This window comes from Pandoraea sp. B-6, from assembly GCF_000282835.1.
GTDB classification, from domain to species: domain Bacteria; phylum Pseudomonadota; class Gammaproteobacteria; order Burkholderiales; family Burkholderiaceae; genus Pandoraea; species Pandoraea cepalis.
On sequence record NZ_KB290551.1, the window covers coordinates 10,944 to 16,221 of the forward strand.

Annotated in this window: 5 protein-coding genes; 3 read left to right on the forward strand and 2 right to left on the reverse strand. The window is 64.8% G+C overall.

Annotated elements, in window-relative coordinates; genetic code table 11:
• Positions 1 to 12: 12 nt before the first annotated feature.
• A complete protein-coding gene (locus tag A985_RS0119600; protein ID WP_017235077.1) occupies positions 13 to 507 on the reverse strand; it encodes a DUF4019 domain-containing protein in 495 nt (164 codons plus the stop codon).
• Between the two features lie 185 nt (positions 508 to 692).
• Between A985_RS0119600 and A985_RS0119605 the strand changes: the two genes are divergently transcribed.
• A complete protein-coding gene (locus tag A985_RS0119605; RefSeq protein WP_017235078.1) occupies positions 693 to 1,871 on the forward strand; it encodes a GGDEF domain-containing protein in 1,179 nt (392 codons plus the stop codon).
• Between the two features lie 97 nt (positions 1,872 to 1,968).
• Here the strand turns inward: A985_RS0119605 and A985_RS0119610 are convergent, their stop codons facing one another.
• Positions 1,969 to 2,688, reverse strand: a complete 720-nt coding sequence (locus A985_RS0119610; RefSeq protein WP_017235079.1) for a glutathione S-transferase family protein — start codon at positions 2,686 to 2,688, stop codon at positions 1,969 to 1,971.
• A gap of 144 nt (positions 2,689 to 2,832) precedes the next feature.
• Here A985_RS0119610 and A985_RS0119615 point away from each other — a divergent pair, with 144 nt between their 5' ends.
• Entirely contained in the window at positions 2,833 to 3,357 is a 525-nt protein-coding gene (locus tag A985_RS0119615; RefSeq protein ID WP_017235080.1) for a DUF2471 family protein, read from the forward strand.
• Positions 3,345 to 5,090, forward strand: a complete 1,746-nt coding sequence (locus tag A985_RS26320) for a 3'-5' exonuclease family protein (protein WP_017235081.1) — start codon at positions 3,345 to 3,347, stop codon at positions 5,088 to 5,090. The genes A985_RS0119615 and A985_RS26320 overlap by 13 nt, the downstream gene beginning before the upstream one ends.
• The last annotated feature ends 188 nt before the right edge of the window (positions 5,091 to 5,278 follow it).

The window sequence follows — 5,278 nt, forward strand, 5'->3', positions numbered from 1 at the left end:
GCCAGCGCAGCCTCAGCGCACCAGATAGCCCGCGACCCGCCAACGGCTGTCGATGCCGAAGACCATCGTCACCATCTCATGGGCCTCGGCCTTGTGCTCAAAGACTGTGTTGTACTGAATCACCACATACTCGCCGTCCGGCTGCCCGGGCAGGGTGCGCGTAAACACCGCATCCGCGGTTTTGCGCGACTTCACCCGGCCCAGCGGCTCGCGCGCGGCTTGCAGGCGCTGCGCCCAGTCGCCGGCCGTGATCGCGCGCTGGAACACCGGGGCAGCCTGCTCCCAACTCTGCTTTCCACGGTTGATGTCCGTGAGTCCCAGCCAAAGATTGGCGGCCTCGAGCGCGGGACGCACGTCGCGATTGACATCGGCCGCCGGTGCGCTTGCGCTGCTGGCTGGGCTGGAGAAAAGTGGCGGCTGGGCTGCGCGGCGCTGCAGCGGCTCTTGCTGCGCCTGCGCCGGGCGCGCGGCAAGACCGGCAACGGCCACGACGGTCAACGCCAACATGGGAAGCCGGCGAAAGCGGGGGGCGCGATTTGACGGATAGGATCGGGTCGTCGGCATTGACGCAAACTCCTTGATACAAAAAAGACGGATCCGACTATTCTACTGGCGTGCTGGGCATGTAACGCGCGTAGCGGCGTACATTACAATGCACAACACATGTCCGCTTCCCCCCGCTGGTCATCGCCATGTTGACGACGTCTTTGCTCGCGATCACCTCACTGCTCAGCTTCATGATGTTGCTGATCATGGGGTCTCTTCTACGCTCACGCGTGGCGGGCGTTCGCGAGTGGTGCTTCGCCAACGTTGCGGTGCTCATTGCCCTGCCGCTGTTTGCGCTGCGCGGCGGCGTCCCCGACTTCCTGTCGATTGCTGTCGCCAACGTCACCCTCGCGGGCGGTCTGCTGCTTTACTTCGCGGGCTGTGCTCGCTTTCTCGGCCGCTCGCCGCATTGGCCGGCATTGGGCGCATCGCTCGGCGTGCTCGCTGCCGCCATCGTGTTCTGGCGTTACGGCACCGACGACCCACAGGCACGCGTGGTCATCGTCTCGACGTTTCACGCGGCGTGGCTGCTGGCCACGGCCGTGCTCATTGCCCGACATATTCCCCCGCGCCGGCATCCTTACAACTATTGGCTGACCACGGGCCTCGCTGCGGCGTTCGCCATCGGGCATGCCGTGCGCGGCGTGGTCTTCGGCTGGACGCCGGCCCCCGGCCCTGATGTGTTCGCGCCCACGATGTTCAACGCCGTGATGCTCACCATCGGCACGATTGTCATGCCCGCCATGACGATGGGCGCGGTCATGATGATTCACGACGCCATGCTCGCCACCGCCGAAGAGGCCGCGAACCGCGACTATCTGACCGGCGCGCTCTCGCGCAAACACTTCGACCTCCTCGCGCGTCAGGAGATGGCACGGGCGGTGGCCCGCGGTTGGCCTCTCTCGATCGTGGTCATCGATCTCGATCATTTCAAGCAGATCAACGATACCCACGGCCATGCGGGCGGCGACACGGTGCTTCGCGAATTCGTGAAGCTCGTGCGCGATATCCTGCGCGAAGGCGATGTCTTCGGGCGACTGGGCGGAGAAGAATTTGCCGTGCTGCTGCCGGGCACGGACACACCCGGTGCAATCCGCATTGCCGAGCGCCTGCGCAGTCAGGCTAGCCGACATCTGGTGGCCGGTCCGTTTGGCGTGTGTCAATACACGCTCAGTGGCGGCGTGGCGACGTGGCACGAGAATGAAAGTCTCGAGGCGCTCTGCATGCGCGCCGACCGCGCGCTGTACGCCGCGAAGATTTCCGGGCGCAACCTCGTGCTCTCCGACGTGCTGCCGAGCGACGAAACGGCCTCCGAGGCGGGCTGATCCAGCCCGGCGTCGGCCTCCAGAGTCGATGTCAATTCGCGGCGATGTGACGTCGTGAAATCGCGGATTTGCCGATCTGCCTATCGGACGTTACGCCTCAAACGCTCGAGCCTTCGCCCGCGTCGCGAAAGAACTCGCGCCGCATGCGCGCGACATAGGCCATCAGATTCGGATGGCTTGCGATTTCGTCGCGCAGCGCCATGCGGAAATGCGGCGACGCGGCGCTACCGATGAAACCGAAAGCCGTGGCATCGGCGCCGCACGGCGCATCACCGAAAAAATAGGGTTTGTCGCCGAGCAATTCGGCCGCCGCCTGTGCGCCGCGTTTGAGCAGTTGCGTTTGCTCCTGAGGCGTATAGCGCCCGGTGCCCTGCGCGTGCAGCGTGCCGCGAATCTTGCGACGGATGAACGCTTGCGCAAGTGGGCGCACCGGCCAGGGAATCGCCTTGAAGAACGAGGCCGGCCCCTTGGCGAAGTTGTCGTCGTCGCACCAGCGCGCCTGCACGACGTGCCAATAGAAATGATCTTCCAGCGCCTTCTCGAACATCCACGCGGCGCCCCGTCGCTCGGGCGTGAGACCGGCATCGAAATCGAACCCGTACTTACGCTCGATGTGCAGCCGGATCAACGTGGAGTCCGCGACGATCTCACCTTCGTCATCGATATAGGGGAGCTTGCCCTTGGGGGCATGCCGAAATCCACTGCGATCCGTCCGATAGGGCAGTCCGGCGAGCTTGAGCAGCATCTCCGCCTTGACGACAAACGGGCTGGCGTCGGGCAGCCCGAACGACGGGCCAAAGGTATACAGGGTCAACATCGAGGTCGGGTTCCCGCAGGGTGGGCATGGCGCAAAGTATTACATGCGGCGACGACGGCGGCGACCCCGTCGGGTCGGTCGGGTCACGTCACTCGCGCACTGTGATTTTATACAGTATCATGTCCTCCAATCGAGGAATGTCTTATGGAAACCATCGACTGGGATCAACTGGCACTGAGCGCTGCCGAACGCGACCTTGCTGGCATCGTGAGAGCGATTGCCGCGCGCTACGCGCAACAGCGTGCGGGGACCGCGAAAGCCATATCGGCACGCACTGCCGCCGTTGCGACAGCCCCTGAGGAATCGAACGAAGCGAATAATTCGAGCGAAGCGGCAGCGGCATTGACGCTTGACTGGCGCACGCTCCTCGCCATTGCCGACGAGGCAGAGGCGGATATTGGCCTGCATGCACGGCATGAGGCGTGGACGCTGGCGCGGCTGCTGCGCCTGCCCGGCGACGAGGCGCTGCGTCGTGACGGCGCGTTACCGCAGCTCGATGCACTCGTCGATCTGCACTGGCCCGACGCCCCGGCACCGGCGGTATTCCGTGCCGCCGTCGCAGCATTCGCCGGTGACGACCTGCCTGGCGACGACGCGGCGCCGTTCCCGTCCGACCGATCCGTCCGCCCGATCGCGTCGCACGCCAATGCGCCGGCATGCCCGGCCTGAGCGCGGCCGAAGTGCGCAAGCGCAACGCGACCGATGACATGCGGGACATCGCAATCGAGCACCCCTATGACGCCGCGATCCGCGATGCGATGGATCCCGACGCGCTCGCCCGCTCGCTGCCGGCGCCGATGGTCTTCGTCGATCTGGAGACGACGGGTGGCAATGCGCTCGGCGACCGCATCACCGAGATCGGCGTGGTCGAAGTCGGCCAGCATGGCGTGGAACAGTGGAGCACCCTGCTCGATCCGGCCGAACCGATCCCCCCGTTCATCCAGCAGCTGACCGGAATCACCAATGAGATGGTGCGCGGTCAGCCGTCGTTCGAGTCGCTGGCGCACGGATTGGCGGAACGTCTGCAAGGCAAGTTGTTTGTTGCCCACAATGCGCGCTTCGATTATGGCTTTCTCAAAAACGAATTCCGGCGTGCCGGCATCGCGTTCCAAGCCGATGTTTTGTGCACGGTGCGTCTATCGCGTCTGCTGTTTCCCTCGGCGGCGCGGCATGGTCTGGATGCGCTGATCGCCCGCTTCGGCCTCGCCCCGCTGGGCCGTCACCGCGCGCTCGCCGACGCCGATCTGCTCTGGCAGTTCTGGCAAAAGCTTCACACGATTTACACGCCCGATCTGATCGAGCAGGCGGTGCAACGCGTAACCAAACGTTCGAGCCAGCCGCCGCAGTTGCCGGACGACGCCATCGATGCCCTGCCGAACCGCCCCGGCGTCTACCTCTTCTATGGCGAAGGCGACACGCTGCTGTATGTGGGCAAGAGCGTCGACATCCGCGCGCGCGTGCGTTCACATTTCTCCAGCGATCATCAGGTTGCCAAGGATCTGCGTATCTCGCAGGAAATCCGGCGTGTGGAAGCGCGCTGCACGGTGGGCGAGCTTGGCGCGTTGCTGCTGGAGTCGCAACTGGTCAAGCAGTTGCAGCCGGTACATAACCGTCAATTGCGCCGTGCTTCGCAACTCTATAGCTGGCAACTCACGCCGGATGCCGACATGCCCGAGCTCGTCAGCGCGAAGGCGGTCGATTTTGCCGGCGCCGAGGCCTTGTACGGCACCTTCTCGTCGCGCACGCGTGCGCAGAGCGCGCTGCGCACGCTGGCGGACGAACATCGTCTGTGCTGCGCGCAGCTCGGGTTGGAAACTGTGGGCGCCGGCCGGCCGTGCTTCGGATACCAGGTCAAGCGTTGTGATGGTGTATGCGTCGGCGATATGCCGCTTGCCGCGCACACCGAGCGCGTTCGCCAAGCGCTCGCCACGCTACGGTTGGAAACGTGGCCGTACGAAGGCCCTATCGCGGTTGAAGAACGCAGCGCCGATACCTCGGAGGTCGACTACCACGTGATCGACCGCTGGCAGTATCTGGGCACTGTGACGTCGCGTGACGCGTTGGACGCGTTCGTCGACACCTTGCCTGCCGTGACCGGCTTTGATCCTGACATTTACCGACTACTGGGCCGACGCCTTGCCGCCTTGCATCAGGCGAGCGATACCGTCGTATACGACGTCACTGGCGCTCAGTCGGCCGAAGTGGAAGACGACATCCCGACGTCGGTACGCGGCAAGGCGGCACTCCTGGCCGTTCTGCCGCTAAGCCGCCCGGCGTTTCGCCTCAGCTCGCTAGATCCACCGGCCCCCGCACCCGACAAGCCCAGCGCGGCGCTGTTGCGTCGCCGTCGACCACGCCCCGAAGACCCTGCGCAATATCGGCTGCCGTTCGACGCTCAGTAGCGCGGGCGGTCGGCAACGGCCGCCTTAATGCGCCGTCTGCGGGGCACCCTCGGCCCCGTCGCCGTCACGCCCGCATTTAAGTTTGCAGTATGGGACCCTGACCGAATTCCGTCCCAATAGCCAGACAGATGTCAGTCGCGACAAGCTGGGCTGGGCGTTATCGCCGGGGAAAAGCAAAAACCCCTTGC